General features: G+C 73.0%; 28 protein-coding genes. 15 read left to right on the top strand and 13 right to left on the bottom strand.

Going from position 1 to position 23,628, the window contains the following annotated elements; translation table 11 throughout:
- Positions 1–61 precede the first annotated feature (61 nt).
- The gene (locus V7S47_RS06300) at positions 62–721 is read right to left on the bottom strand and encodes a class I SAM-dependent methyltransferase (protein WP_336560767.1); all 660 of its coding nucleotides are present in this window, start codon (positions 719–721) and stop codon (positions 62–64) included.
- A 60-nt stretch (positions 722–781) separates the two neighbouring features.
- Between V7S47_RS06300 and V7S47_RS06295 the strand changes: the two genes are divergently transcribed.
- From V7S47_RS06295 to V7S47_RS06280, 4 genes are all read left to right on the top strand, one after another.
- Positions 782–1,387, top strand: a complete 606-nt coding sequence (locus V7S47_RS06295) for a helix-turn-helix domain-containing protein (RefSeq protein WP_336560766.1) — start codon at positions 782–784, stop codon at positions 1,385–1,387.
- Positions 1,388–1,476: 89 nt separating this feature from the next.
- Positions 1,477–3,123, top strand: a complete 1,647-nt coding sequence (locus V7S47_RS06290) for an eCIS core domain-containing protein (RefSeq protein WP_336560765.1) — start codon at positions 1,477–1,479, stop codon at positions 3,121–3,123.
- A gap of 2 nt (positions 3,124–3,125) precedes the next feature.
- The gene (locus V7S47_RS06285; protein ID WP_336560764.1) at positions 3,126–3,530 is read left to right on the top strand and encodes a YbjN domain-containing protein; all 405 of its coding nucleotides are present in this window, start codon (positions 3,126–3,128) and stop codon (positions 3,528–3,530) included.
- Positions 3,527–4,369: an SDR family NAD(P)-dependent oxidoreductase gene (locus V7S47_RS06280; RefSeq protein WP_336560763.1), complete on the top strand. Its 843-nt coding sequence runs from the start codon at positions 3,527–3,529 to the stop codon at positions 4,367–4,369. Before V7S47_RS06285 ends, V7S47_RS06280 begins: the two co-directional genes overlap by 4 nt.
- A gap of 1 nt (position 4,370) precedes the next feature.
- On the opposite strand, the gene V7S47_RS06275 is transcribed toward V7S47_RS06280, so the two are convergent.
- Entirely contained in the window at positions 4,371–4,724 is a 354-nt protein-coding gene (locus V7S47_RS06275) for a YciI family protein (protein ID WP_336560762.1), read from the bottom strand.
- Between the two features lie 140 nt (positions 4,725–4,864).
- Positions 4,865–5,527, bottom strand: coding sequence for a peptide-methionine (S)-S-oxide reductase MsrA (msrA, locus tag V7S47_RS06270; RefSeq protein ID WP_336560761.1), 663 nt, complete (start codon positions 5,525–5,527; stop codon positions 4,865–4,867).
- 91 nt (positions 5,528–5,618) lie between these two features.
- On the opposite strand from msrA, the gene V7S47_RS06265 reads away from it, so the two are divergent.
- Genes V7S47_RS06265 through ilvA form a run of 3 tightly spaced genes read left to right on the top strand, consistent with a single transcriptional unit; the run spans position 5,619 to position 9,365 of the window.
- On the top strand, positions 5,619–6,785 hold the full coding sequence (locus tag V7S47_RS06265) for a cystathionine gamma-synthase (protein WP_336560760.1): 1,167 nt from the start codon (positions 5,619–5,621) through the stop codon (positions 6,783–6,785).
- 28 nt (positions 6,786–6,813) lie between these two features.
- A complete protein-coding gene (locus tag V7S47_RS06260) occupies positions 6,814–8,160 on the top strand; it encodes an AI-2E family transporter (protein WP_336560759.1) in 1,347 nt (448 codons plus the stop codon).
- Positions 8,157–9,365, top strand: a complete 1,209-nt coding sequence (ilvA, locus tag V7S47_RS06255; protein ID WP_336560758.1) for a threonine ammonia-lyase — start codon at positions 8,157–8,159, stop codon at positions 9,363–9,365. The genes V7S47_RS06260 and ilvA overlap by 4 nt, the downstream gene beginning before the upstream one ends.
- Positions 9,366–9,368: 3 nt before the next feature.
- On the opposite strand, the gene greA is transcribed toward ilvA, so the two are convergent.
- Together greA and V7S47_RS06245 are read right to left on the bottom strand one after the other, a co-directional pair.
- Entirely contained in the window at positions 9,369–9,872 is a 504-nt protein-coding gene (gene greA, locus V7S47_RS06250; protein ID WP_090858200.1) for a transcription elongation factor GreA, read from the bottom strand.
- Between the two features lie 212 nt (positions 9,873–10,084).
- Positions 10,085–10,501, bottom strand: a complete 417-nt coding sequence (locus V7S47_RS06245; protein ID WP_336560757.1) for a DUF4307 domain-containing protein — start codon at positions 10,499–10,501, stop codon at positions 10,085–10,087.
- 21 nt (positions 10,502–10,522) lie between these two features.
- On the opposite strand from V7S47_RS06245, the gene mca reads away from it, so the two are divergent.
- Together mca and V7S47_RS06235 are read left to right on the top strand one after the other, a co-directional pair.
- Positions 10,523–11,416 (top strand): mycothiol conjugate amidase Mca, encoded by an 894-nt coding sequence (mca, locus tag V7S47_RS06240; protein ID WP_442945331.1) that lies wholly within the window; start codon positions 10,523–10,525, stop codon positions 11,414–11,416.
- A 13-nt stretch (positions 11,417–11,429) separates the two neighbouring features.
- Positions 11,430–11,669 carry a hypothetical protein gene (locus V7S47_RS06235; RefSeq protein WP_139175573.1) on the top strand — a complete coding sequence of 80 codons (240 nt, stop codon included), beginning with the start codon at positions 11,430–11,432 and terminating at the stop codon, positions 11,667–11,669.
- Here the strand turns inward: V7S47_RS06235 and V7S47_RS06230 are convergent.
- Positions 11,666–12,085 (bottom strand): SRPBCC domain-containing protein, encoded by a 420-nt coding sequence (locus tag V7S47_RS06230; RefSeq protein WP_336560755.1) that lies wholly within the window; start codon positions 12,083–12,085, stop codon positions 11,666–11,668. The genes V7S47_RS06235 and V7S47_RS06230 overlap by 4 nt on opposite strands.
- A gap of 25 nt (positions 12,086–12,110) precedes the next feature.
- Positions 12,111–12,479 (bottom strand): thioredoxin family protein, encoded by a 369-nt coding sequence (locus V7S47_RS06225; protein ID WP_336560754.1) that lies wholly within the window; start codon positions 12,477–12,479, stop codon positions 12,111–12,113.
- 53 nt (positions 12,480–12,532) lie between these two features.
- Between V7S47_RS06225 and V7S47_RS06220 the strand changes: the two genes are divergently transcribed.
- The 4 genes from V7S47_RS06220 to V7S47_RS06205 are packed head-to-tail and all read left to right on the top strand — an operon-like array spanning position 12,533 to position 15,958.
- Positions 12,533–13,585 carry a lipoate--protein ligase family protein gene (locus V7S47_RS06220; RefSeq protein WP_336560753.1) on the top strand — a complete coding sequence of 351 codons (1,053 nt, stop codon included), beginning with the start codon at positions 12,533–12,535 and terminating at the stop codon, positions 13,583–13,585.
- 24 nt (positions 13,586–13,609) lie between these two features.
- Complete coding sequence (locus tag V7S47_RS06215; protein WP_336560752.1) at positions 13,610–14,584, top strand: YhjD/YihY/BrkB family envelope integrity protein; 975 nt, start codon at positions 13,610–13,612, stop codon at positions 14,582–14,584.
- Between the two features lie 37 nt (positions 14,585–14,621).
- Positions 14,622–15,116: a SigE family RNA polymerase sigma factor gene (locus V7S47_RS06210; RefSeq protein WP_336560751.1), complete on the top strand. Its 495-nt coding sequence runs from the start codon at positions 14,622–14,624 to the stop codon at positions 15,114–15,116.
- Positions 15,116–15,958, top strand: a complete 843-nt coding sequence (locus V7S47_RS06205) for a hypothetical protein (protein WP_336560750.1) — start codon at positions 15,116–15,118, stop codon at positions 15,956–15,958. Before V7S47_RS06210 ends, V7S47_RS06205 begins: the two co-directional genes overlap by 1 nt.
- 19 nt (positions 15,959–15,977) lie before the next feature.
- On the opposite strand, the gene V7S47_RS06200 is transcribed toward V7S47_RS06205, so the two are convergent.
- Complete coding sequence (locus V7S47_RS06200; RefSeq protein WP_336560749.1) at positions 15,978–16,802, bottom strand: DMT family transporter; 825 nt, start codon at positions 16,800–16,802, stop codon at positions 15,978–15,980.
- A gap of 24 nt (positions 16,803–16,826) precedes the next feature.
- Here V7S47_RS06200 and V7S47_RS06195 point away from each other — a divergent pair, with 24 nt between their 5' ends.
- A complete protein-coding gene (locus tag V7S47_RS06195) occupies positions 16,827–17,336 on the top strand; it encodes a TetR/AcrR family transcriptional regulator (RefSeq protein WP_336560748.1) in 510 nt (169 codons plus the stop codon).
- On the opposite strand, the gene bla is transcribed toward V7S47_RS06195, so the two are convergent.
- Positions 17,299–18,150 (bottom strand): class A beta-lactamase, encoded by an 852-nt coding sequence (gene bla, locus V7S47_RS06190; protein WP_336560747.1) that lies wholly within the window; start codon positions 18,148–18,150, stop codon positions 17,299–17,301. The two genes, V7S47_RS06195 and bla, sit on opposite strands and share 38 nt — an antisense overlap.
- Positions 18,147–19,115: an ArsR/SmtB family transcription factor gene (locus V7S47_RS06185; protein WP_336560746.1), complete on the bottom strand. Its 969-nt coding sequence runs from the start codon at positions 19,113–19,115 to the stop codon at positions 18,147–18,149. The genes bla and V7S47_RS06185 overlap by 4 nt, the downstream gene beginning before the upstream one ends.
- 56 nt (positions 19,116–19,171) lie before the next feature.
- On the opposite strand from V7S47_RS06185, the gene V7S47_RS06180 reads away from it, so the two are divergent.
- Positions 19,172–20,440 carry an MFS transporter gene (locus tag V7S47_RS06180; RefSeq protein ID WP_336560745.1) on the top strand — a complete coding sequence of 423 codons (1,269 nt, stop codon included), beginning with the start codon at positions 19,172–19,174 and terminating at the stop codon, positions 20,438–20,440.
- Here V7S47_RS06180 and V7S47_RS06175 read toward each other — a convergent pair.
- The 3 genes from V7S47_RS06175 to trhA are packed head-to-tail and all read right to left on the bottom strand — an operon-like array spanning position 20,377 to position 23,607.
- A complete protein-coding gene (locus tag V7S47_RS06175; RefSeq protein WP_336560744.1) occupies positions 20,377–21,705 on the bottom strand; it encodes a flavin-containing monooxygenase in 1,329 nt (442 codons plus the stop codon). The genes V7S47_RS06180 and V7S47_RS06175 overlap by 64 nt on opposite strands.
- On the bottom strand, positions 21,702–22,835 hold the full coding sequence (locus tag V7S47_RS06170) for a serine hydrolase domain-containing protein (protein ID WP_336560743.1): 1,134 nt from the start codon (positions 22,833–22,835) through the stop codon (positions 21,702–21,704). The genes V7S47_RS06175 and V7S47_RS06170 overlap by 4 nt, the downstream gene beginning before the upstream one ends.
- A 46-nt stretch (positions 22,836–22,881) precedes the next feature.
- Positions 22,882–23,607 carry a PAQR family membrane homeostasis protein TrhA gene (gene trhA, locus V7S47_RS06165; protein ID WP_336560742.1) on the bottom strand — a complete coding sequence of 242 codons (726 nt, stop codon included), beginning with the start codon at positions 23,605–23,607 and terminating at the stop codon, positions 22,882–22,884.
- Positions 23,608–23,628 lie beyond the last annotated feature (21 nt).

The following is a 23,628-nucleotide window of genomic DNA, read 5'->3' as shown; positions in this document are numbered from 1 at the left end:
CTGCGTCGTCGGACGCCGTCGCCCCATCGGGATCAGCCCTGGCCGACCCCCGAGGTCGACCCTAGGGACGACGGGTCGCGCGCACGACCACGTCGTGCAGCGTCATCGGCGCGCCGCCCGGCCGGTCCACCGTCCGGGCGAGCTCCTCGGCAGTCGCCACCTCCCAGGACGCGGCGTCCAGGCGGGCCGTGATCGAGGCAGCGGTCGCCGTCGCCGCGTCCGGCGGCTGGTCGCCGTGCCCGTGGTCCTGGTGGTGCCCGTGCAGGTGGCCCACCACGAGCAGGGTGCCGCCCGGCGCCACCCAGCCCGCGAGCCGGTCGTAGAAGTCGAGCTGCGGGATCGCCGGGTGCGCGTAGTGGGTCGTCACCAGGTCGTACGACGTCGCCGGGGTCCAGCTGCTCAGGTCGGCCTCCACCCAGCCCACCCCGTCGACGCCGGCGGCGGCCGCGCGCCCGGCGGCCCGGCCCAGCGCCTCGGCGGAGATGTCGGCGGCGGTGACCCGCCAGCCGTGGGCGGCCAGCCAGATCGCCTCCGCGCCGGCCCCGCAGCCGGCGTCGAGCGCCGTACCGGGACTCAGGTCGGCGAGCTCGCGCTCGAGGTACGGGTTCGCTGGGAGGGGAGTGGGGGCGGCGGGCCGGTCCTCGCGCCAGTGCCGCTCCCAGTAGGCCTTGTCGAACTCGTGCTGGTGGTCGTGTCCGTGGTCGTGCTGGTGTCCGCTCACCCGACGATCGTGCGACCCTGGGCGCTCACCAGCAAACGTTGTTGCCGAATGGAAACGCCGATGACCGAGGATCCGATCGACCGCACGCTCGACGCCGTCGGTCCGCGGCTGCGCCGGCTGCGGGAGCACCGCGGGGTCACGCTCGCCGACCTCGCCGCCGAGACCGGCATCTCGACCAGCACCCTGTCCCGTCTCGAGGCCGGTCTGCGCCGCCCGACCCTGGAGCAGCTGCTGCCGCTCGCCCGCGTCCACGGGGTGACCCTCGACGAGCTCGTGGACGCACCTCCCACCGGCAATCCCCGTGTCAACCTGCGACCGGTCGTCACAGCCGACGGGACCACCGTGCTGCCGCTCACTCGCCGGGCCGGCGGGATCCAGGCCTACAAGTTCGTCCTCCCGCCGGGCCGCGACGACGCCGAGCCCGACCTGCGCACCCACGAGGGCCACGACTGGGCCTACGTCCTCGACGGCATCCTGCGCCTGGTCCTCGGCGAGCACGACCTGCTCCTGCAGCCGGGCGAGGCCGTCGAGTTCGACACCCGCACCCCGCACTGGTTCGGCGCGACGTCGGCCGGACCGGTGGAGTTCCTCAGCCTCATCGGCCGGCAGGGGCAGCGCGCCCACCTCCGCGCCTCCTCGCGGCCGGAGCCATCTAGGCCACGTTGAGGGGACGGTCGCGTCGTGGGATCCTGCCGATCATTGGGCGGTGAGTCCGGGCTCCGCGGGGGGACCCCACCGATCCTCCGGGGAGTGTCATGACCGCATCGACCAAGCAGGGCCTGCGCCGGCCCGAGCAGGAGACCTCGTCCGTGGAGGTCCGGCGCGACGTGGAGGTCGAGGCCGCGACGCCCGTCGCTCCGGTGCCGCTCCCGTCGTTGGTCGTCGGCGCGGCCGACGACCGGGCCGAGGTGGACGCGGACCGGGTCGCCGACGCGGCCCTGTCCCGGCTGGCACCCGAGGCCGACGCCCACCAGCACGGCGCCGGGTGCGTCCACCGCCTCGCCGCGCCCGCGCCCGCCGGCTCCAGTCCGGTGGTCGGCGCGGCCGGGGGCGAGCTGGACGCCGCGACGAGCGACGCGATCACCAGCCGGGTCGGCCAGGGCCGGGCGATGCCCGGCGACGTACGCCGCCGGATGGAGGGCGCCTTCGGCGGGTCGTTCTCGTCGGTGCGCATCCACGACGACGCGGGCGCGGCCGACCTGTCGCGCTCGGTCTCGGCCCGGGCGTTCACGGTCGGGTCCGACGTGTTCTTCGACCGGGGTCAGTTCGCCCCCGAGACGCCGGCCGGCGAGCGGGTGCTCGCCCACGAGCTCGCGCACACCCGCCAGACCGGTGGCGGTGCCCACCGGATGCTGCACCGGCTCGCCTACACCGACAACCCGTCGACCTGGGACGGCGAGCGCGTACGTCGGTCCGGCGAGGGCGTTGCCGGCGTGTTCTTCGTCGGGCCCGACCGAGACGTCGTGGTGAAGCCGCTCAACTCGACCGGCACGGTCGAGTACGCCAACGACTTCATGTCCCAGGGCATGAACATGCCGGCGCCGAAGACCGTCCGCTACGCCAAGGGCACCCCGCAGGCCAACGTCCTCGAGCGGCTGCTGATGACCGCCGAGGGCACCCGGTCCGACACCGAGGTGACCGACCAGATCAACGGCGCCAAGGCCTACCTGATCATGGAGAAGATGGGCGGCAAGTCCATCCAGACCCTCAGCAACGACGAGGCGACGGAGTTCCTCGGCAACGAGCAGGCCCTGAAGGACACCGGCCGGATCATGGTGTCCGACGCGTTCCTCGGCAACACCGACCGGCTGGTCGGCGGCAACGTCAACCTGGGCAACTTCTTCTACCAGGCCAGCGCCGGGCTGCTGCCCGGCAAGGTCAACACGATCGACAACGACTCCAAGTCGACGAAGGGCAAGACTCGGACGGGCCGCTCGGGCAACAAGGTCGTCGACGGTGATCTCGGCAGCAAGATCGGCTACCTCGAGATGCTCATCGACCTGCAGCAGCGGCTGGGGCCGATCGGCGCGTTCCTCACGAAGTTCATGCAGGCCCACCGCGACAACGCGGGGGCACTGGGCTACCTGAACACCAACCGGCCGACCATCATCGCTGCGATCAGCGACGGCATCACCCAGGCCCTCACCGACATGACCGCCCTGTTCAACACCAACTTCGACCTGGTCCGGCAGGTGGCGAGCGGCGACGTCGAGAGCGAGTCGTCGCGCAACCTGTCGTCGGCGAAGGGCGCGGCCAAGTACCTCCAGGCCCGCCAGAGCGGCACCTCGCAGGCCGACGCGACCGCCAAGCTGACCAAGTACGTCGAGTACCGCGCCAAGCGGGACAAGACGCCCAAGGGCTTCAAGTGGGTCACCAAGCTCGTGTCGAAGACCGGGTTCTGAGGGTGGGGCTGCTCGACGCTGCCGAGTCGATCCTGCGGGCCAACACCTGGGACTTCGAGCGGATGCCCGACGGCGGTGCCATCAGCACGGTCATCGAGGGGCCGCCGCGCTACGCCCTGGTGGTCGCCGCCGACGACGAGCGCGAGCTCATCACCTGCTTCGCGGTGCTCGGCGAGCCGGTCGCCGAGGAGCGCCGGGACGAGGTCCTACGGCTCCTGAACCGGGCCAACCACGGCATCGAGGTCGTCTCGTTCGAGATGGACGAGGCGGACGGCGAGGTGCGGGCCCGCGCCACGGTCCCGGTCTACGGCGAGCCCCTGGTGGAGACCCACCTGGTGGTGGTGCTCTCGGAGACGATCTTCCACGCGGCCCGGGTCTTCCCACAGGTCACTACGCTCGGCTCATGAGCGAGCAGAGCATGGCCGGGTTCACCGTCCTGGTGACCGGGGCCAGCGACGGGATCGGGGCCGAGACCGCCCGGGCGCTGCACGCCCGGGGCGCGACGGTCCACGTCACGGGGCGCTCGGCCGAGAAGCTCCGGCCGGTCGCCGAGGCGGTCGGCACCGAGCCACTCGTCGCCGACTTCTCGCGGCTCGACGACGTACGACGCCTCGCCGACCAGGTCGCCGAGCGGGCGCCGGCCATCGACGTGCTCGTCAACAACGCCGGCGGCACCTTCGCGCCGTCCAAGCGCACCCACGACGGCCACGAGCCCAACTTCCAGATCAACCACCTGGCGCCGTTCCTGCTCACGAACCTGCTGCGTCCGCAGCTGGTCGCGGCCGGGCTGTCGCTGGTCGTCAACACCTCCAGCATCGGCAACCTGATGGGCCGGATCGTCCTCGACGACCTCGACTACGAGCGTCGCCGGGCGATCGAGTTCCCGGCCTACGGCACCGGCAAGCTGATGAACATCGTCTTCACCCGCGGCATCGCCCAGCGCTGGACCGGCGACGGCATCCTCTCCGCCGCCGTCCACCCCGGACCGGTCGGGAGCTCCTTCGGCCGCGACTCGTGGCTCGTCGGGCTGCTCTACCGCTCGCCGCTGAAGCGGTTCGCCACGATCAGCGTCCCCGACGGCGCGGCCCCGCTGGTCGCGCTGGCCGAGCGCGGCCCGGACCCCGAGATCAACGGCCGCTACTTCAGCCGCTTCACCCCCGACGGTCGGGAGAACCGGCAGGCGAGCGACCAGGCGATCATCGACGGGCTCTGGGCGCGGTCGGCGGCGCTGGTGGGCCTGGCCTGACCTACGCGGGCGGCGGCGAGCCGAACCGTCGTACCTCGTGCGGCCAGCCGCAGCCCTCGGCGATCCGCGCCGCCCAGTGCTTCGCGGTCTCGTCGTCCGGCACGTCCACGACCGTGAAGCCGCCCAGGAACTCCTTGGTCTCGACGAACGGGCCGTCGGTGACCAGCGTGTCGGCGCCGGTCGGGTCGACCGCGTAGACCGGTGCCCCTTCCTCGAGCCCTCCGGCGAAGACGTACACCCCCGCCGCCTTCATCTCCTCGAGGGCGGCCATCGAGGGCTCGACCCGCCCGCGGAACCACTCCTCGGTGTGGTCGCCGACCCACTGCTGGTTGAAGTAGAGGAGGTACTGGGGCATCGCTGGGGCTCCTTCGCTCGGGCGGACCCGTCGTCCGCCTCCACCCACGCTACGAACGGGGAGGGGTGGATACGACAGTGTGGCTCGACCAGTCGTGAACGGCCCCGCACCAGCAGGTGCGGGGCCGTCGGGGTGAGCGATCAGGCGGTCTGCGGGAACTTCACGCCCGTGTTGGCGTGGCAGCGGTAGCCGAACGGGTTCTTCGCGAGGTACTGCTGGTGCTGCTCCTCGGCATAGAAGTACGGCGTCTCGCTGGCGGGGCGGATCTCGGTGGTGATGTCACCCAGCCGACGCCGCTTCAGCTCGTCGCCGTAGACCTTCGTCAGCTCGCGGGCGGTCTGCTCCTGCTCGGGCGTCGTGTAGTAGATCGCCGAGCGGTACTGCGTGCCGACGTCGTTGCCCTGGCGCATGCCCTGGGTCGGGTCGTGCACCTCGAAGAACGTCTTCAGCAGGTCGGCGTACGAGACCTTCGCCGGGTCGAAGACGACCCGCACGGCCTCCGTGTGGTTGGTACGACCGCTGCAGACCTCCTCGTACGACGGGTGCGGGGTGGTGCCGCCGGCGTACCCGACGGAGGTCGACCAGACCCCGTCCTTCTGCCAGAAGATCTCCTCGGCGCCCCAGAAGCAGCCGAGGCCGAGGAACGCGACCTCGTAGCCGTCCGGGACGGTGCCGGACTCGGGGTCGGTGATCACCGGGGTCCCCAGGACGACGTGCTGGTCACTCAGGGCGAACGGGCTCTCGCTGCGTCCGGGCAGGGTCTGCTCGGGGTCGACCAGTGCGGACTTGCGGAACAGGTTCACGGGCCCTCCTTCAAGGGGGAGTTGAGCTTGCAAGTGTGCAACACCGGAGGCGGACCGATCGTTCCCGCGGGCGGCGGCTAGCCTCGACCGGGTGAGCGAGCAGCAGCACCGGCACAAGTCCGGCTTCGAGACCCGCGCCATCCACGCCGGCTACGAGCCGGACCCGACGACGGGGGCGGTGATCCCACCGATCTACGCGACGTCGACCTACAAGCAGGACGGCGTGGGCGGGCTGCGCGGCGGCTACGAGTACAGCCGCTCCGGCAATCCCACCCGCACCGCCCTCGAGGGCGCGCTGGCCGCGCTGGAGGAGGGGGAGCGCGGGTTCGCGTTCGCCTCCGGGCTGGCCGCCGAGGACACCCTCGTCCGGTCGGTGCTGAAGCCGGGCGACCACGTGGTCTTCCCCAACGACGCGTACGGCGGCACCTGGCGCCTCTTCGACAAGGTGCAGCGGGTCTGGGGCATCGACTACACGCCCGCGCCGGTGTCGGACCTGGAGAAGGTCGCGGCCGCGATCCGCCCCGGGACGACCAAGCTGGTCTGGGTCGAGACGCCCACCAACCCCCTGCTCAACATCGGCGACATCGAGGCCCTCGCGGCGCTCGCGCACGACGCCGGCGCGCTGCTGGTCGTCGACAACACCTTCGCGTCGCCGTACCTCCAGCAGCCGCTCGCCCTCGGTGCCGACGTCGTCGTCCACTCCACGACCAAGTACGTCGGCGGCCACTCCGACGTGGTCGGGGGCGCCCTGGTCGTCAAGGACCTCGAGGTCGCCGAGCAGGTCGGCTTCCACCAGAACGCGATGGGCGCCGTCCCCGGCCCCTTCGACGCCTTCCTGACCCACCGGGGCCTGAAGACGCTGGCCGTCCGGATGGACCGGCACTGCGACAACGCCGAGCGCGTCGTCGAGTTCCTCTCCGCCCACCCGTCGGTCGGCGAGGTGATCTACCCCGGCCTCGAGAGCCACCCCGGGCACGAGGTCGCGAGCCGGCAGATGAAGCGGTACGGCGGGATGGTGTCCTTCCGGGTGACCGGCGGGGAGGCCCAGGCGCTCGCGGTCTGCGACCGCACCGAGGTGTTCACCCTGGGCGAGTCGCTGGGTGGCGTGGAGTCGCTCATCGAGCATCCGGGCCGGATGACCCACGCCAGCGTGGCCGGCACCGACCTGGAGGTCCCGGCCGACCTGGTCCGGCTCAGCGTCGGCATCGAGACGGCCGACGACCTGGTCGCCGACCTGGAGCGCGCCCTGGAGGGTTAGCCCCCGACGATCCGGTTACGTTGTGCGGGTGAGCGACGATCCCGAGCAGCCGGACGACCAGCCCGCCGAGCAGCCCGAGGACTCGCGCTGGCGCCGTACCCGCCGGATCCGTCCGGAGCGGGACGACGACGAACGGCTCCCGCAGCGCCTGGCCCACCAGTGGGCCCAGCTGCGCGAGGAGCGCGAGCGCGCGCTCGCGCTCCCCGAGACCCGGATCGTGGCTGCCGGCGGCAACGGATTCTCGACCCGGCAGGTGCCGCACGGGCTCGACCTGACCGCCGCCTGGGCCTGGCGGTTCATCGTGATCGTGGTGGCCGCGGCGGTGGTCGCCAAGGCGGTCGCCTTCCTCTCGGTCGTGGTCCTCCCGGTGGTGATCGCGTTGCTGCTCGCCGCGCTGGTCGTCCCGCTCGTCGACCTGCTGAACCGCCGGCTGGGCCTGCCCCGCGGCCTGTCCTCGCTCGTCGTGGTCATCGGCTTCATCGCGGCGGTCGCCGCGCTGCTGACGCTCGCCGGGCAGCAGATCGCGAGCGGCGCCACGGACCTGGTCGACCAGAGCGCCCAGGGCATCGGGGAGATCCGCGACTGGCTGAAGGACGGCCCGCTGCACGCCAGCGACTCGCAGATCAACGACTACCTGCAGCAGGCCCAGGAGACGCTGACCCAGCAGTCCCAGGGCGGTGAGATCGCGGCCCGGGTCACCGAGGTCACCACCGCGGTCGGGCACGTGTTCGCGGGCCTGTTCATCGCGCTGTTCTCGACGTACTTCTTCCTCTCCGACGGCAACCGGATCTGGTCCTGGATCGTCCGGCTCACGCCGCGGGCGGCCCGCGCACAGGTCGACAGCTCGGGGCGGGTGGCCTGGATCTCGCTGACCCAGTTCGTACGGGCCACGGTCGTGGTCGCCCTGGTCGACGCGATCGGCATCGCGATCGGTGCCGCCGTCCTGGGGGTCCCGTTCGTGCTCGCCATCGGCGTGCTGGTCTTCCTCGGCGCGTTCGTCCCGCTCATCGGGGCCACGGTCGCCGGCATCGTCGCGGTGCTGGTCGCCCTGGTCGACCAGGGACCGGTGACCGCGCTGCTGATGCTCGCCGTGATCATCGGCGTCCAGCAGCTGGAGGCGCACGTCCTGCAGCCGTTCCTGATGGGTCGCTGGGTCTCCATCCACCCGCTCGGCGTCATCATCGCCATCGCGGTCGGTGTGCTCGTCGGTGGTGTCGCCGGGGCGCTGGTGGCCGTGCCGCTGGCCGCGGCTGTCAACGCCGTGGGCGAGCACCTGGCGGCCAACACCGACCCCGGGGACGATCCGATCGAGGAGCTGGCCGAGGACTACGAGGAGACGGGGGAGACCCCGGAGATCCCGCAGGAGCAGCGATGAGCGTGACCCTGGCCGACATCGTCGCGGCCCGCGAGGTCCTCGACGGCGTGGCCATCACGACCCCGATGGAGGAGTCGCGCTGGCTCTCCGCGCTCGCCGGCGGCCCGGTCTCGCTGAAGTGCGAGAACCTCCAGCGCACCGGCTCGTTCAAGGCCCGCGGCGCCTACGTCCGGATCAGCCGGCTCTCGCCGGAGGAGCGCGCACGCGGCGTGGTGGCGGCCTCGGCCGGCAACCACGCCCAGGGCGTCGCGCTGGCCGCCCAGCTGCTCGGCATCCGGGCGACCGTCTTCATGCCCGAGGGTGCGCCGATCCCCAAGGAGAAGGCCACCCGCGGGTACGGCGCCGACGTGGTCTTCGAGGGTCGCTACCTGGAGGACGCGCTCGTCGCGGCCCGACGTTTCGCGGACGAGACCGGGGCGGTGCTGATCCACCCCTTCGACCACGTCGACATCGTGGCCGGCCAGGGCACGGCCGGGCTGGAGATCCTGGAGCAGGCGCCCGACGTCGAGACCGTGCTGGTGCCGACCGGCGGCGGGGGGCTGCTCGCCGGGATCGCGATCGCGGTCAAGGAGCTGCGGCCCGACGTACGGGTGGTGGGGGTGCAGGCCGCCGGTGCGGCGGCCTTCCCGGGCTCGCTGGCCAGCGGTCGGCCGGTCGCCCTGGAGTCAATGCAGACGATGGCCGACGGGATCGCCGTCGGGCTGCCCGGCGACATCACCTTCGCCGCCGTACGCGATCACGTCGACGAGATCCTCACGGTCTCCGAGGAGGACCTCTCCCGGGCGCTGTTGGCGCTGGTGGAGCGGGCGAAGATGGTCGTCGAGCCCGCCGGTGCCGCCGCCGTCGCGGCGATGCTCGACGAGCCCGGCCGCTTCCGGACCCCGGCGGTCGCGGTGCTCTCCGGCGGCAACGTCGACCCACTGCTGCTCGGCAAGGTGATCCGGCACGGCATGGCCGCCGCCGGCCGCTACCTCAACCTGCACGTCACCGTCCCCGACACCCCGGGCGGCCTGGCCCAGCTGCTGGGGGAGGTGGGCGCTGCCGGGGCCAACGTCCTCGAGGTGGTCCACGAGCGGATCTCGCCGTCCCTCAACCTCGACGAGGTCGAGGTCCACCTGCAGCTGGAGACGCGCGGAGCCCCGCACACCGCACTGCTGCTGGAGCGGCTGCGGGGGCGGGGCTACCGGGTGTTGGGTGGTGCCTGAGTCTCAGCCCGTGTAGGGCACGGCGTCCAGGATGACGACCTTGAGCTCCTTGCCGTTGGGCGCCTCGTAGCTGACCGTCTCGCCCTTGTTGTGGCCGTTGATGGCCGAGCCGAGCGGTGACTGCGGGGAGTAGACCGTGAGGTCCTCGGGCTCGATCTCGCGAGCGCCGAGCAGGAACGTCTCGGCCTCGTCGTCGTCATCGCCGACGAACTTGTAGGTCACGACCATGCCCGGCTCGACGACGCCGTCGTTGGGGGGCGTCTCGCCGACCTGGGCGCGGCGCAGCATGTCCTCGAGCTGGCGGATCCGGCCCTCGACCTTGCCCTGCTCCTCACGGGCGGCGTGGTAGCCGCCGTTCTCCTTCAGGTCACCCTCGTCGCGCGCGGCGCTGATCCGGGCGATGACCTCCTGGCGGATGGGTCCCTTGAGGTCCTCGAGCTCCTTCTGGAGCTTGTCGAAGGCGTCCTGGGTCAGCCAGATGGTGCCCTGCTCGGTCGACTGGGTCATGGCGATGCTCCTGCACTGCTGGGGGGTACGACGGGACGAGCCCGCCGGGGATCGGGGTGTGGCGTCCGCTCCGGTCGGCCACCACGTGGCACTGTCCCGGAAGTCGCGGGGCCTCATCTGGACAGCCCGGCGGGACGGCTCAGACGGATGAGTCTAGCAACCTGCCCCCGAGGAAGCAGGTCGACGCGTGACCTGGGTCTCAGGCCGAGGTGTCAGCTGGGGCGGGCCTGGCCCTCGGCGGTGCAGCCGAGGAACTCGACCGAGGTGGCTCTCCGCTCCGTGCGGACCGACTCCTCCATCCGGTTCGGGTCGCCCGGCTCGGGGGTGAAGGCACGCTCGCCGACGACGCTGTGGTCCTCGGCGAACGCCCGGAGGAGACAGGAGACGTCGGTCGCGTCGTCGGCGACCCGCACGTCGACCACGGCGGTCGCGGTGTGCTCGTCGACCACGTCGAAGGAGACCAGGTCGGAGTCGACGGGCTTGGTCGACTGGTCGGCGATCGTCCACGCGAGCCAGGCCAGGAACACCGCGGCGACCGCCGCGCTGACGGCCCAGAGGACGCGTCGACGCCAGGGCGCGGGGGCGCCGTACCGCTCCGCGAGGGCGGTGGAGGAGTCCTGCGGGGTCACCCGTCCATGGTCGCACCTACGATGGAGACCATGTCGCAGCACCCCCGGTCGGGCCTCCGGCTGATGCATGTCCACGCCCACCCCGACGACGAGTCGAGCAAGGGCGCCGCCTCGACGGCGAAGTACGTCGCGGAAGGCGTCGACGTCCACGTCGTGACCTGCACCGGCGGCGAGCGCGGCTCCATCCTGAATCCCAAGATGGAGCGCCCCGACATCCTCGAGAACATCACCGAGATCCGGCGTCAGGAGATGGAGCGCGCCCGCGACATCCTCGGCGTCAAGCAGGACTGGCTCGGGTTCGTCGACTCCGGCTGGCCCGAGGGCGACCCCAAGCCCCCGCTCCCGGAGGGCTGTTTCGGGCTGGTGCCGCTGGAGGAGGCGGCTGCGCCGCTGGTCCGGCTGATCCGCGAGCAGCGTCCCCACGTCATGACGACCTACGACGAGCGCGGCGGCTACCCGCACCCCGACCACATCAAGTGCCACGAGATCAGCGTGTACGCCTTCGAGGCGGCCGCCGACCCCGAGCGCTACCCCGAGCTCGGCGAGCCGTGGCAGGTCCTGAAGCTCTACTACCACCACTCGTTCAACCGCGACCGGATGCAGCGGCTGCACGACGCGATGCTCGCCCACGGGCTGGAGTCGCCCTGGGCGGAGCGGCTGAAGGAGTGGAAGCCCGAGCCCGAGTGGGACGCGCGGGTGACCACCAAGGTCCCGTGCGCCGACTTCTTCGGCGTGCGCGACCAGGCGCTGCTGGCCCACGCCACCCAGATCGACCCCGACGGCTTCTGGTTCGCGATCCCGCGCGAGCTCCAGGAGGAGGTCTGGCCCACCGAGGACTTCGAGCTCGTCGTGAGTCACGTCCCGTCCACCACCCCGGAGGACGACCTGTTCGCCGGCATCACCGACCCCGTCTGAGAGGGTGGCCGTCATGCAGCACCTGCTCCTCGTCGCCGCCACGATCCTCACCAGCGACCCCGTGCCCGAGGACGAGGACGTGGTGGCCGGCTGGCCCGGTTTCGTGATCTTCATCGGGCTGATCCTGGCCGTGGCCGTGCTCGGCTACTTCCTCACCAAGCAGCTCAAGCGCACCGAGGCCAACCGCAAGGCGGGCGTGTTCGGCCCGGTCGACGACGAGGAGCCCCGGGACCCCGAGGAGCCCCGCTCCTAGGTGCCGGCACAGGCCGCGGCGTAGCGGCCCAGCAGGTGCGGCCAGTCGCCGTACCTCGCCCGGGCCTCGCCGTTCGCGGTGGTCCACCCGCCGTGCTCGAAGGTGACCTCGCAGACGCCGTCGACGTCCACGAACCCCACCTCGATGGTCGAGGGGTGGGCCGGGTCCATCGCCAGCCAGAAGGTCTGCGCGTAGCGCACGCCCGGCTCCCAGGCCGTGACCGCCCCGAACACGGACCGCCTGTCGCCCAGCAGCTCGACCGCTCCGCCCACCTCCGGCGGGACCACGATGCCGGTGAAGGCGGCGGGGTCCGGCGAGTACTCCGGGTCCCACCACTCGCCCATGCCACGGGTGAAGACCGTGAACGCGTCCGCGGCGGTGCTGGCCACGCTCACGACGTGGCGGATCGGCTCCATGGGCCGATCCAACCACCGGACCGCCTCAGCCGGCGGTCTGCTGCTCCGCGACCTGCCGGTGCACGTCGGCCATGTCCAGACCACGCACGGCCTCGATGAGCTGGTCGAGCGCGGGGGCCGGCAGGGCGCCGGCCTGCGAGAACACCAGCACGCCCTCGCGGAAGGCCATCAGCGTCGGGATCGACTGGATGCCGGCCGCGGCCGAGAGCTGCTGCTGGGCCTCGGTGTCGATCGACCCGAAGACGATGTCGGGGTTCGCCTCCGAGGCGGCCTCGTAGGTCGGGGCGAACTGGCGGCAGGGGCCGCACCAGCCGGCCCAGAAGTCGACGAGCAGGATGTCGTCGCCCTCGACGTGGGTGCTGAAGTTCTCGGCGGTCAGCTCGATCGTGGCCATGGTCCCCACGGTACGAGCGGCATGAAACGGCGGCCGGCGGTGTTCGCTCCAGTGTGAGGAAGCACGGTGAGTACAAGGTCTCCGGCGGCAAGCTCGTGATCGCCGACGTCGACGTGGTGGAGGGCCGGTTGCGCGACGTCGTCCTCTCGGGCGACTTCTTCCTGGAGCCCGACGAGGCGCTCGGGTGGATGTCCGACGCGCTGGAGGGTCAGCCCGTGGACGCGCCGCTCGGCGCGCTGACCGAGGCCGTCGACCGAGCCGCGGGCGCCGCCGTGCTCGTCGGGTTCGACGCCCGGGCGGTCGCGCTGGCCGTGCTGCGGGCCCTCGGACGCAGCACCGGCTGGCACGACCACGCCTTCGAGCTGGTCGTGACCGGGCCGCTGCACCCGCCGGTGCAGATGGCCCTCGACGAGGTGCTGGCCCGGCAGGTCGGCGACGGCACCCGCCCGCCGAGTCTGCGGGTGTGGGAGTGGGCCTCGAACGCGGTGATCATCGGCTCGTTCCAGTCGCTCTCCAACGAGGTCGACCTCGACGCGGCCGCCCGCCACGACGCCACCGTCGTACGACGGATCTCCGGCGGCGGCGCGATGTTCGTGGAGCCCGGCAACACCATCACCTACTCGCTCTACGTCCCGGCGACCCTGGTCGAGGGGCTGAGCTTCGCCGAGTCCTACGCGTTCCTGGACGCGTGGGTGATCCGCGCGCTGCGCGAGCTGGGCGTCGACGCGTCGTACGTGCCGCTCAACGACATCGCCTCGCCGCTCGGCAAGATCGGCGGCGCCGCGCAGAAGCGGCTGGCCAATGGGGCCGTGCTCCACCACGTGACGATGTCCTACGACATGGACGCCTCGAAGATGCTCGACATCCTGCGCATCGGGCGCGAGAAGCTGTCGGACAAGGGGCACGTCAGCGCGGCCAAGCGGGTCGACCCGATCCGCAGCCAGACCGGTCTGACCCGCGCGAAGGTGGTCGACGCGATGCTCGGCCACTTCGAGGCGTCGTACGGGCTGGGCCGGCGGGCGGTCGACGACGCGACGCTGGCCGAGGCCGACGAGCTGGCGGTCTCGAAGTTCGGCGACCCGGACTGGTTGCGCCGCGTGCCCTGAGGCCTGCGCGGGCACTCTCTCGGCGTGACCACCGCCCGCACGGTCCCCGTGACCACCGAGCTCGACGGCGACGAGCTCGACGCCGAGGACGCCTGGCACCTCGCGCGCAAGCACGGGCTGCGCACGGTGGCGGTCAGCGCCTTCGTGCGGTTCCGGTACGGCGACGGCTTCAGCAGCTCGCGTGCGCTCGCGCTCCAGGCCTGCCTGGCGCTGGTGCCGTTCCTGCTCGCGCTCACGGGGCTGGCCGCCGACCTCGACGAGGAGCGGGTCTCGACGGTGGTGGCGCGAACCATCGACGGGATCTCGCCCGGTCAGGGCTCCGGCGACGCGCTGGCGTCCGCGGTGGCCGGCGACGAGAGCAGCGAGGACGCCGGCGAGCTGGCCCTGGGCCTCGGGCTGCTGCTCTCGCTCGCCTCGATGACCACCGCGATGGCCCAGGTCGAGCGGGGCGCCAACCGGATCTACGGCATCCGGCGCGACCGGCCGGCGCTGCAGAAGTACGGCCGCGCGGCGGTGCTCACCGCGCTCCTCGCCCTGCCGGTCGGCCTGGGCTTCCTGCTCCTGGTCGGCGGGCACGCGTTCGGCGCCGCGATGACCGAGTCCTACGGCTGGTCGGACGGCACCCGGCTGGCCTGGAACATCGCGCGCTGGCCGGTCGGGGTCGCGCTCGCGGTGCTGGCGATCGCCGTCCTGCTGGACCACGCGCCGCGGCGCCGCCAGCCCGCACTGAGCTGGCTGGCCCTCGGCGGCACCCTCGCGGTCGCGCTGAGCATGGTGGCCACCGGCGCACTGGCGGCGTACGTCGGGCTCAGCGGCTCGTTCGGCGCCACCTACGGCCCCCTCGCGGGCATCGTCGCCCTGCTGCTGTGGGCCCTGGCCGCCGCCGTCTCGTTCTTCTACGGCGTCGCGGTCTGCGCCCAGCTGGAGGCGCTGCGGGCCGGCGTCCCGGAGCCGGCGTACGACGATCCCGGGCGTCCGCACGGACACGTCGTGGAGTGAGGTGAACCCGCCGCGGGGTCGGCGGAGTATGAACGGTATGCAGCAGCGAGGCGACCGGGACGCGGAGTTCACCGAGTTCTACGGTGCGCGCGTCGCGGCCCTGCGTCGGGTGGCCTACGTCGTCACCCGGGACTGGTACGCCGCCGAGGACGTCACCCAGCGGGCGTTCGTGAAGGTCTACCGGGCCTGGCCCCGGATCAGGCCCGACGGGCTCGAGGCCTACGTGCGCCGAGCCGTCGTCAACGAGTCGTTGAGCTGGACGACCCGACGCCCGCGCGACGTCGTCGCCGAGCACCTGCCCGAGCGGGCGGTGGTCGAGCCCGAGACGCCGCTGGACCTGGAGGCCGCCCTGGCGACCCTGCCGGCCCAGCAGCGGGCGGTGGTCGCCCTGCGGTTCGTCGACGACCGCTCCGTCGCGGAGACCGCCGCGGCCCTGGGCCTGGCCGAGGGCACGGTCAAGAGCCATACCGCCAAGGCGATCGCCACGCTGCGCCGTCACCTCCCGACCCTCACCGAGCCCTGGAGCCCCTGATGACCGAGCACGAGCTCTCGACCCTGCTGCGCGAGCGCCTCGCCGATCCGCCGGCCGCGCGGGTGACCGCCGCCGACGCGATCCGCACGGGCCGCCGCCAGACCACCCGTCTGCGCGCCCTGGTCGCCGGCGTGGGCGCCCTGGCGGTGGCTGCCGTCGCGACCCTCGGCGGCTCCGGGGTGGTCGGTCGTGGGGACGACCCCGGCCCGGTCGCGCAGGACCGGCCGGCGCCGGTGCTGCGCACGGGGCCGCTCGACCAGGTGATGGAGGCCGTCGCGACCGACGCCCTCACGCCGTACGTCGGTGCGCTGGGCGCGCCGCGCTGGAGCGTCAACGACGTGCTCGGACGACCGGTCGGGGTCGGGGACCCGGCCGCGCAGGTCTTCCTGCTCGACTACCGCCCCGCCGGCACCCCGCAGGTCAACCTCACCGTCGGGGGCTTCGCCGAGGAGGACCGCGAGAACTATCCGTTCGAGGGTGCGTGCGCCGCCGGACTCGCCCGCGGCACCCTCGCGGACTGCAACGAGACGACCCTGGAGGACGGCTCGCTGCTGACGGTCAGCGTGGGACCGATCTCGCAGATCGGGGGCGACTCACCCCGGCTGCTGACCCTGGCCGAGGTCGAGGGCCGCGATCCCAGCACCTTCGCCTGGTCGCGGGTCGTCTCGGTCGACTCGGCCGACGAGGTGAGCACCCGGGCGTCGGAGTACGTCCGGGGCGCGGACGTCGGGACGGCGGACTGGCAGGTCCCGGTGGACGTGCTGCGCGAGCTCGCCCTCGACCCGTCCCTGCTCGCGGCCGGGGTGGCGCACGAGCCGATGCCGCTGTTCACCGGCGAGTAGCGCGTCGTCACAGAGCCCCTCAGAGGGCCAGGGCCAGCGCGCCCGCGACGATCACGGCGGTGCCGCCCAGGGTGCGCGGCGTGCGCGGCTCGTGCAGCAGCCAGATGCCGACCAGGGCCGCGAAGACGACGTTGAGCGCCCGGCCGGCGGCGATCACGGCGGGCGGCGCGAGCTCCATCGCCACCAGGACCAGGCCGTAGGCGGCCGGCACCAGCACGGTCACCGCGAGCGCGGCGCGCCAGTGCGTCCGGGTGACGGCGGGGACCCGGGCGCGGTGGGGGAGGGCGACGACCGTCAGCAGCACGGCCTGGGCCAGCGAGCTCACCGCGAGGTAGGGGAGCGGCGCGACGTCGAGGGAGGTGATCGCGAACGCGTCCCAGAGGGTGTACGCCGTGATGAACGCGGCCACGCCCAGGCCGGCCACGACCGCCGCGAGGCCGCCCGCGCCGGGCCGGACCGGTCCGCTCATCAGGGCCAGCCCGGCGACGACCAGGACGATCCCCACGAGCTCGGGGGCGCTCGGGACCCCGACGAACGGCGCGCTCACCGCCAGGACGAGGACCGGGGCGGCGCCCCGGCTGACCGGGTAGACGACGCCGAGGTCCGCGCCGGAGTACGCCCGCTGCAGGGTGATCGCGTAGCCGGTGTGCAGCAGCATGCTGACCAGGGCCGCCCACCACGCCGGGCCCGGTCCGGTGACCAGCAGGACGGCGACGGCCACCGGGGCGGCGAGGACGCAGTACAGCCACACGAAGAGGACGTCGGCGGTGCCGGAGCGCTTGACCAGGAAGTTCCACCAGGCGTGCAGCGCCGCGCTGAGGGTCAGCAGCAGCACGGCGGTCACCCGCCGATGGTAGACACTGTCTACATGCCTTCCGATCTCGACGTCCGGCTGGTGGCCTCGGCGCGCGCGCTGCTCGACGAGGCGGGCGCCGACGCGGTCACGATCCGCGAGGTGGCTCGCCGGTGCGGGGTCAGCCACGGCGCCCCGCGCCGGCACTTCCCCTCCCTGGCCCTGCTGCTCGCCCGGCTCGCGGGTGACGTCGCCGACGAGCTGGCCACCGTCCTGGCCACCGTCGCGGCCGAGCCGCGCGCGATGGCCGAGGCCTACGTCGGGTACGCCGTCGCCCATCCGCACGCGTTCGACCTGATGACCCGTCACGACCTGGTGGTGGGCTCCGGGTTCGGCCTGCGCGCCCACACCCTGCCGCTGCTCGACGCCTGGGTCGCCGCCTGCCGGGCGCACCTGCCCGGCGACGAGCTCGACGCGGTCGCGCGGTGGGCGGGCGTGCACGGCGTCGCGACGCTCGCCGCGCGGACCGCCCTCGACGTGCCGGGGGTCAGCGCCGCGAGCCTGCTGGACCGGTTGCTGCGCTGACCACCAGGCGCGCGACGGCCGCGACCAGGTCCTGGTCCGGCTCGGCGGCCGGGTCGTCGTACGACGTGTAGACGGCGAGGACGAACGCCTCGCCGCCGGGCGGACGGACCACCGCCACGTCGTGGGTGCTGCCGTAGCCGCCGGTGCCGGTCTTGTCGCCGACCCACCAGTCCTCCGGGAGTCCGGCGCGGATCCGCTCGGCCCCGGTCGTGCTGCCGACCAGGAGGTCGGTCAGCAGGTCCCGGGCGCCGCGGGGGAGCGCGTCGCCCAGGACCAGGGTGCGGTAGGTCGCGGCGATCGCGCGCGGGCTGGTCGTGTCGCGCGGGTCGCCCGGGACCGCGGAGTTCAGGTCGGGCTCGCGCCGGTCGAGCCGGGTGACGTCGTCCCCGAGCCCACGGGCGAACCGGGTGACCGACTCCGGTCCGCCGAGGCGGTCGATCAGCCGGTTGGCGGCGTCGTTGTCGCTGTCGCTGACCGCTCGCCGGAGGTCCTCCCGGAGCGAGGCGTCGGGCTCCGGGTCGCCGGCCAGGACGGCTCCCGCGAGCACGGTCTTGAAGGTCGAGCACAGCGCGAACCGCTCGTCGGCGCGGTGCGCGAGCGGCCCGGACGGGGGGTCGACGTGGACGCCGATCCGGGCACCGCTGCGACGCTCCAGGCGGGCGAGTCCGGGGATCCGGGTGGACGGCGCCGGCGCGGCCGGTGGCGCGGGCGTCGGCGTCCTCGGCGGCGTCAGGTCATCGTCCGCGCAGCCGGCCAGCAGGCCGAGGGGTCCGGCCAGCAGGAGGGGGCGGCGTCCGAGGCGTCGAGGGGTCATCCGGAGGTCGATCCTGCCAGCAGCGCGTCCCCGAGCTCGGAGCGCAGGTAGAGCACGGAGCGCCCGTGCCGGGCCGAGGTGAGCCATCCGGCCGCGCGCAGGGCGCGCAGGTGCTGGTTCACCGCCGATGTCGTCACGCCGAGCCGTACGGCGAGCTCGGTCGACGAGGCGGGTGACTCCAGGGCGGCCAGCAGGCCGGCGCGGACGTCGCCGACGAGCGCGGCCAGGGCCGCCGGCCCGCCGGTGCGATCGGGCTGCCAGACGGTGCCGGTGCCGCGGGCGAGGTAGACGAGGAGCGGTGCCTCGTCCGGGTCGAACGGGCCGGCGGTCCGGTGGGTGAACAGGGTCGGCACCAGCGTGAGCCCGTCGCCCGCGGTGACCCGGCGGCGGAGCACGGCACTGCCGCCCTGCACCCGGACGACGTCGCCGGTGAGGGTCACGTCGGGGGCGAGGTCGGCGAACATCGCCGCCACGCCGGCGCGGGCGGTGGTCCGCCCGCGGTGCACGACGTCGGCCTCCAGCACGGCCCGCATCCGCGGCCACCACGGGGCCAGGGCGACGGCCCAGTAGTCGGCGAGCTCGGCCACGATCCGACCCAGGACGCGGGCCGTCGGACCCCGGAGCGGGCCGGGCAGGCCCTCGGGGTGGACCTCGGCGAAGTCGGCGCGGACGACGTCGAGCGGCGTCGCGGCGACGACGGCCAGCTCGTCCTCCAGGCGCTCCAACGGGGTGCGCGGCCGGGGCGTGAGGAAGTCGGGCAGGCCCAGGCGGGTGTTGGTCAGGGCCACCAGCAGGTCGCCGTCGAGCCCCTCCCGGGCGCGCTGGGTCGCGGTGAGCCACGGCAGCTGCAGCGGGAACCGGCCCGGGTCGCGCCAGGCGCGCAGTGAGAACGCCAGCTCGTTGACCGGCGAGATCGCGAACCGGACCGCGCCGAGATCCGAGCCGCTCAGGTCGTACTCCAGCATGAAGCAGAACGCTACATCGTTAACGTCCGGCCGGACGCCGGTGCGAGAACGGACCCATGACCCGCACGATCCTCCCGGCCGATCCGGTCGAACGCGCCCTCACCTTCACCACCCTGGCCGGCTCGATGGCCAACGGCGTCTTCTACGGCGTCAGCGCCCTCTACTTCACCCGGGTCATCGGCCTCTCCGCCGCCTCCGTCGGCGTCGGCCTGACCATCGCTGGCGCCGCCGGCGTCGTCGCGTCGTACGCCGGGGGACGCCTGTCCGACCTGGTCGGCGCCGACCGGGTGCTGCGCTGGGCGTCGGTCGCGCAGGCGCTCGCCCTGCTGGCGTACGTCGCGGCCGCGGGCTGGTCGTCGTTCGTGGCGATCGCCTGCGCCGCGGTCGGCTTCCGCAGCCTCCAGGGCTCGGCGAAGTCGGCCCTGCTCGCCCGCTGGTTCACCGGCCCCGACCGGGTGGCGGTCCGGGCCCGGCTGCGGGTGGTCATGAACGTCTCCATCGGCCTCGGCACCCTGGCCGCCGGTCTCGCCCTGCTGGTCGACACCCGGGCCGCCTACCAGGCCGCGATGGTCGTCGTCGGGCTGCTCGCCCTGCTGTCCGTGCTCCCGGTGCTGGGCCTGCGCGAGCGGGTGCCGGGCCTGGCGGAGGCGATGGGCGTGCGCACGCCGGGCACCCCGGCGGCCGTGCGCGGCCGCTCGCCGTTCCGCGACCCGACGTACCTCTCGGTGTCGGCGCTGAACGCCGTCATCGCGATGCAGTTCGGCATGCAGAGCGTCGGCGTCCCGCTGTGGATCGCCGGCCACACCGACGCGCCCGCGGTGATGATCTCGGTGCTGCTCGTGCTCAACACGGTGCTGGTCGCCTCGCTGCAGGTGCGCGCGGCCCGCGGGACCGACGACGTCCTGGTCGCGGGCCGGACCGTACGACGCGCCGGCGGGGCGCTCGCCGTCGGCTGCCTCCTGTACGGCGCCGCCGGCAGCCTCGGCGCGCTTGCGGCCGTGCTGGTGCTGCTCGTCGCCGAGGTGGTCGCCACCCTGGGCGAGATCTGGGCCGAGGCCGGCGCCTGGGGGCTGGCCTTCGAGCTGGCCGACCCCGCGAGCGTCGGGGCCTACCAGGGCGTCAGCCAGATGGGCTACGCGATCGCCGGCATGCTCGCCCCGCTGGTCGTCACGGCCACCGCCATCGACCACGGCCTGCTCGGCTGGGCCGCCCTGGGCTGCGTGTTCACGGTGGCCGGGATCGCCGTCGCCGCGATCGCCCGTCACGCCTCCGCGCGCGCCCTCTCCTCCCCGGCCGCGATCTCGGCGTGCAGGTCGACGCAGTAGCGGCCGAAGTCGATCTGGATGGTGTGCCGCGGCGCGTCGTAGTACTGCTCCAGGTGGGCGGCCTCGTCGGCGCGCATGATCCGCTCCTGCTCCGCCACCGACGGCAGTCGGTAGGAGCCGTCGAGCACGCCGGCGATCAGCTTCGACTGCTGCTCGGCCAGGTTGACGATCGTCGGCGACGACTGCGCCAGCCCGGCGTAGAAGAGGTGGTCGACGCCGGGCTTGATGATCCGCTTGAACAGCGGATAGCGATGCTCGTCATCGGGGTGCAGGTCGGCCTCGCTCCCCTCGAAGAACGGGAAGCTCATCTCGTAGCCGGTCGCGCAGACGATCACGTCGGCCTCGACCGACGAGCCGTCGGTCAGGTGCACGGTCGAGCCGTCCAGCCGCTCGATCGCCGCGAGCATGTGGATGTCGCCCGACCCGGCCTTGGTCAGGAAGTCGGCGCTGACCGACGGGTGCGCGGCCAGCGGCTCGTGGTCCGGCTCGGGCAGCCCGTACGACGACATCGAGCCGACCAGGTCGCGGATCAGGGCCCGGGACGCGACCAGCGCCTGCTCCTTCGGGATGTCCGGCGGGGCCATCACCTTGTCGGCGGGCTGGCCGTTGCGGTACTTCGGCAGCACCCACACGCCGCGGCGGGCGGAGACGTAGAGCCGGTCCGCCATCCACGGCGCCGACAGCTCGCTGGCAATGTCCATCGCCGAGTTGCCCATCCCGACCACGACCACCCGCTGGTGGCGCATCTGGACCGGCTCGAACGGCGAGACGTACTCGTGGCTGTGCATCAGCACGCCGTCGAAGTGGCCGGGGTAGTCGGGCAGGCGCGGCTTCCAGTGGTGGCCGTTGGCGACGACCAGGTCGGTGTAGCGGCGGGTCTCGCCGGTGCTCAGCGTGACGTCCCATCCGCCGCTCGCCGTACGGACGGCACGCTCGACGCCGGTCCCGAAGGTGATCGTGTCGCGCAGGCCGCAGTGGTCGACGTAGTCGCGGAAGTAGGCGTGGATCAGCGTGTGGTGCGGGAAGTGCGGGTAGTCCGCCGGTGCCGGGAAGTCCTCGAACTCCAGCCCGGTGGTCGAGGTGTCGATGTGCAGCGACTCGTAGACCGCGGACCGGCCGTTGGGGTTGCGGAAGTACCAGTTGCCGCCGACGTCGTCGGAGAGCTCGAACTGGTCGTAGGCGATGCCGTGGTCGGCCAGCCGCTTCGCCGTGGTGATGCCGGAGCAGCCGGCGCCGATGATGCAGACCTTCACCTCGGTGCTCATCGGGCCACCGCCTCGAGGCACGCGAAGGCGGTCCGCACGTAGGCGTCGGTGCGCGGCGAGGACGTGAAGTGGTTCTCCATCCGGTTCATCGCGTAGGCGACGGTCACTCGCCGGTCGAGGTCGTTGACGACGATCGCGCCGCCGTACCCGGTCCACCAGCAGACCCGGCCCTCCGGCACGGCCGGCGCGGACGCGGGCTGGGGGAGTCCGTAGCCGATGCCCCAGCGCAGCGGGACCATCAGCACCAGGTCCGGCCCGTCGGCCTGGACCTCGAAGATCCGGTCGATCGTCGCGGGGGAGAGCAGGCGTACGCCGTCCACCTCGCCGCCGTGCGAGACCACCGACTGCGCCCGGGCGATCGACCGCGCGTTGCCGTGACCGTTGCACCCCGCCACCGAGACCCGCCGCCACTCGGCGCTGTTGCAGAACCCGCCGACGTCGAGCAGCGGGTTGGCGATGGCGGGGACCAGCAGGTTGCCCTCGGGGAGCAGCGAGAGGTCGAGGCCGCCGGGCGGGGGTGGCTCCAGGTCGGCGCAGCGCTCCAGCGCCTCCTCGGGCACGCCGAGGTGGAAGTCGGCGCCGAGCGGCCCGGCCACCAGGTCCTGGTACTGCTCGGCCAGGGGCTTCCCGGTCGCCGCCCGGACCAGCCCGTCGAGCAGGTGGCCGTAGCCGATCATGTGGTAGCCCGAGGCGGTCCCCGGCTCCCACCACGGCTCCTGCTCGGCCAGCAGCTGCTCGCTGTGTGCGAGGTCGAGCAGCCCGGCGACGTCGAGCGGCGCGGTCCAGCCGGCGTAGCCGGAGGTGTGCGCGAGCAGGTGCCGCACCAGCACGTCGCGGCGCCGGAACGCCGGCCAGTACGACGCCACCGGCGCGTCCAGGTCGAGCGCGCCCCGGTCGACGAGCACCAGCACGGTCAGCGCGGCCATCGGCTTGGTGACCGACCAGACCTGCACGATCGTGTCCTCGCGCCACGGCTCACCGGCGCGCGCCGTACCGCCCCAGAGGTCGACGACGACCTCCCCGTCGTGGACGACCGCGAGCGACGCGCCGGCCTCGGCGCCGGAGGCGAGGTTCGCGTCGAGCAGGTCGCGCAGCGGGGTGAACGGTTCCTGGCAGGTGCCCTGGGTCATGCCCAGGAGGATAGGAACGTGTTCTAGTTCGTGCTACCCCTGGCCGTCATCGGACCGCGTAGGTCGCCAGCGAGACGCCGACGTAGTGCGACACGAAGGCCAGGATCGTGAAGGTGTGGAAGACCTCGTGGAAGCCGAACCAGCGCGGCCAGGGGTTGGGCCGCTTGAAGCCGTAGACCACGCCGCCCAGGGTGTAGAGCGCCCCGCCGACCACGATCATCACGAAGGCCGCGATGCCGACGCCGCCGAAGGTCCGGGCGCCCTCGAGGAAGCCGGGGATGAAGAAGATCGCCGCCCAGCCCATCGCGATGTAGATGGGGGTGTAGAGCCAGCGCGGGGCGTCGGTCCAGAAGACCCGGAACAGCACGCCGAGGATGGCTCCGGTCCACACCACCGAGAGCAGCACCGTGCGTTGGGTGCCCTCCAGGAAGATCAGGCTGAACGGCGTGTAGGAGCCCGCGATCAGCACGAAGATGTTCGAGTGGTCGAAGCGGCGCAGGAACGCCCACGTCCGCGGCGACCAGGTGCCGGTGTGGTAGATCGCCGAGACCGTGAAGAGGATCAGCGCCGAGGCGGTGAAGACCGCCGACCCGACCCGGGTGAGGGTGTCGGGGGAGAGCGCGATGAGCACGATGCCGCCGGCCAGCGTCAGCGGGGCGATGCCCAGATGGAGCCAGCCGCGCAGCTTGGGCTTGAGCTCCTCGAGGGTCTCGTGCAGCGACTCGCCGAGGTGCTCGATCCCCGCACGCACGTCGTTCATCGCCTTGGCCATGTCCTTAAGTTACCCGCCAGG

This window comes from Nocardioides sp. CCNWLW216, assembly GCF_037120545.1.
Lineage (GTDB): Bacteria > Actinomycetota > Actinomycetes > Propionibacteriales > Nocardioidaceae > Nocardioides > Nocardioides lianchengensis.
This window is presented reverse-complemented; position numbering and strand designations above follow the sequence as displayed.